This is a genomic window from Pseudomonas sp. PS02303, from assembly GCF_029959925.1.
Classification (GTDB): Bacteria; Pseudomonadota; Gammaproteobacteria; order Pseudomonadales; family Pseudomonadaceae; genus Aquipseudomonas; species Aquipseudomonas mandelii.
This window is the reverse complement of record NZ_JASCOM010000442.1, coordinates 1-2,801: the sequence shown is the minus strand read 5'-3', so window position 1 is coordinate 2,801 and position 2,801 is coordinate 1. Positions and strand designations below refer to the sequence as shown.

General features: G+C 59.3%; 3 protein-coding genes. All 3 read left to right on the top strand.

Going from position 1 to position 2,801, the window contains the following annotated elements; all coding sequences use genetic code 11:
- The first annotated feature begins 252 nt into the window (after positions 1-252).
- The 3 genes from QMX98_RS33820 to QMX98_RS33810 all read left to right on the top strand — a co-directional run bounded on the left by QMX98_RS33820 (position 253) and on the right by QMX98_RS33810 (position 2,641).
- Positions 253-606, top strand: a complete 354-nt coding sequence (locus QMX98_RS33820; RefSeq protein ID WP_127652685.1) for a hypothetical protein — start codon at positions 253-255, stop codon at positions 604-606.
- Positions 607-724: 118 nt separating this feature from the next.
- Positions 725-1,534, top strand: coding sequence for a protein rep (locus QMX98_RS33815; protein ID WP_196492187.1), 810 nt, complete (start codon positions 725-727; stop codon positions 1,532-1,534).
- A gap of 681 nt (positions 1,535-2,215) precedes the next feature.
- Complete coding sequence (locus tag QMX98_RS33810; protein WP_073454712.1) at positions 2,216-2,641, top strand: hypothetical protein; 426 nt, start codon at positions 2,216-2,218, stop codon at positions 2,639-2,641.
- Positions 2,642-2,801: the final 160 nt, after the last annotated feature.

Below are 2,801 nucleotides of genomic sequence, written 5' to 3'. Positions count from 1 at the left end.
GAACAGGTTCCCGTACTCCGATCGAGGCCAGTCCATCCACCGTTGAAATTCCTCAGGTCAGGGGCCGCGACCCCGGCTCGTCGTGACTCGCTTCACCGTCGCGGCGAACGGAGTCCCGGGCGGAGCGAACCCTTGACCCTTCGCTGATCAAATCACCCTCTGGCGCTCTGTTCCTGGCCACCGGCCGGGAGCGGAGGCCCCCAGCATGGGTGCTGTTGATTTTGCTTTTGGCGCTCTGGGTAGTATTGCGAAATGTTCTTCACCCCCCTCCCGGATCCTGTGGGGTGCTGTTACACCCCCACTTTACCGAAGACTCCTTCGTTTTTTGGCTCTGGAGTGGAGGCGCAAACCTCGCCCGTTATGTTCCTGGTCGTGATGAGAAAATTTGCCATCACCACTGAGGAGCTGGGCATGAGGGTTTCAATCGAGCTGGATCGTAAGGATGTTTTGTCCCTGATCGCTGTTTTTCTGCTGATGCTCCCGGATTCCGGGGCTTTGCGCGGTTCTGAGGCTGGCGAGTCCCTGCTTTACTTGATACATAGAAACAATGTGTTAGCAGGTGCTATGCTCGGCCCCACGAATAAGGGGGCCATGAATGGCGCATAAAAAAACCCCTGAGAACTCTTCCAACTTGGCAGGCGGGGAGTTCACAGGGGCTGACGAAGCTAGGCTTCTGGACGAGAGAATAACACGCTACGGCGTGGCTCACACAAGGTCTCAGGCGATGCTAGAACATCTCCGAAAGACCCCGTCCGAAGCGACCATCAAGACTGCCGCTAGCCTTGCCAGCTGTGGTAATTACCTGCATTTCCGGGAGTACTTCACCGTGGGCAAGGTACGGCTGCATAGCGCGACGTTCTGCAAGCAGCACCTGGTCTGTCCGTTGTGCGGCATTCGCCGCGGTGCCAAGGCTCTTGGGGCTTACTTGACCCGCTGGCAGGTGATCCAGGAGGAACGCCCGGATCTGCGGCCCTATCTCCTGACCCTAACAGTCAAAAACGGGCCGGATCTTGAAGAGCGTCAATCGCACCTCGCGAAGTCGCTACGTCGCTTGATGGATCGTCGTCGCTACTTCAATGCCGGTACTCGTGGCGCTCCCTGGACAGAGCTTTGCAAAGCCGAGGGGGCCGTCTACACCCTCGAGCTGACCAACAAGGGCAATGGCTGGCACCCGCATTGTCACATGATCATTCTGGCCACATCACAGCCCTCCCAAACCGACCTCAGCACCGAGTGGCACAAGATCACCGGTGACAGCATGGTCGTGGATTGCAGGCCCATCCTGGGCGATCCCGTTGAGGGTTTCATGGAGGTGTTCAAGTACGCCGTGAAATTCTCCGATCTGACCTTGGCTGACAACTGGCACGCGGCGCAGATCCTCAAGGGCAAGCGCCTGCTGAACAGCTTCGGCTTGTTCCGTGGCGTTGAGATTCCCGACTCGCTGCTCGATGAGCCGCTCGACGGGCTTCCGTACCTGGATAGGTTCTATCGCTACCTGGGCGATTCATACCAGCCGGCGAGCATCAGGGAGTGAGGGCAGGCGACAGCGTAGCGCCTGCCTGCCTCACTCCCTGAAATTGCCGCTCCTATGGCTCACCTATTGCTGCGGCAATAGGCCCAACAATAGGACCTGCAATACAACCGCCAAGAGCCAAAAACATAGAACCCAACAGCAAAATGCCGTCACCCCTGCGGGGCTCCGTGGCCGCCCCTCCGGGCCGCCCAAACCTCCCGGGGGAGCGCCCCGGAAGGCCTTCAGGGTTCTGAATCGCTGCGCGATCCGCCACCCTCTTTCCTCCCCTGCGCCCTGGACGGGCTTGTCTCGAAAATTCACCCGCGTGCGCGCCCGGCAAAGCCGGACCAACCCGCTTTCTGAGACTGCGCGACGCATCGGCGCGGGACTCCGTCCCTCCCTCTGCTGCTTCGGCTCGAAACCAGGTTGGTCCGGTTTCACCTGACGCGCACGCAAGCGGTGCGGCCGGATGCTTCGCACCCTGGTTTCGCCCTGGACGGGCTGCACCAGGGCAGAACGGAAAAATTCGGCCTGGGGGCCATTTTTCCTCACCCCCCTCGTGGGCTCGGGTGGCGTCTGTCAGGCTGTTTCCGTCGTCTTCGACGCCGGTTTATCAGAGCGGCTTTTGGCCGCTCTGGAAGCAGCTTTCGCTGCCCAAAGCCCTCTGCGCTATCATTCGATTTTCGTCTAGGAAAATTCCTCATGCAGCGTCTCGCCATACCTTCGGATTACGTCCTGCAGTTCATCCTGGGCCGCGCCTCCTATGTCCTCCCATGGGAGGACAAACTTTGCCCAGGTAATCCAGCAGATGATCCCGAAACTGGCGCAGAGGAATACAACGCATATGCCATCAAAAAGGCGCAGGAAGTCGGCAGAGCAACGAAACCAGACCCCGTGCTAGATGCAGTGTATTTGGCGTTAAAAACGCCTGGAGAGGCTTACAGGGCCCTTGCTGAGGATCTTGCGGAGGCTTATCAAGGTCGTTATAGGTTTCTCATAGACAATTTGGCCCAGTGGGACGAAGAAACCAGGTGGTTGAGGGCTGACCTGGTTTTTTCCAATTCTGAGCTTCGCCATTTGTCAGCCACGCAAGTGATGGCTTTACGAACAAGGGCCGCCGAGGCCTGACGCGCTGCGCTTGTCCCCTCGACCTCCATACGGGAACAGGTTCCCGTACTCCGATCGAGGCCAGTCCATCCACCGTTGAAATTCCTCAGGTCAGGGGCCGCGACCCCGGCTCGTCGTGACTCGCTTCACCGTCGCGGCGAACGGAGTCCCGGGCGGAGCG

Coding starts and splice junctions, on each gene's coding strand:
- QMX98_RS33820 (WP_127652685.1), top strand. CDS start 253: ATGTTCTTCACCCCCCTCCCGGATCCTGTGGGGTGCTGTTACACCCCC.
- QMX98_RS33815 (WP_196492187.1), top strand. CDS start 725: ATGCTAGAACATCTCCGAAAGACCCCGTCCGAAGCGACCATCAAGACT.
- QMX98_RS33810 (WP_073454712.1), top strand. CDS start 2,216: ATGCAGCGTCTCGCCATACCTTCGGATTACGTCCTGCAGTTCATCCTG.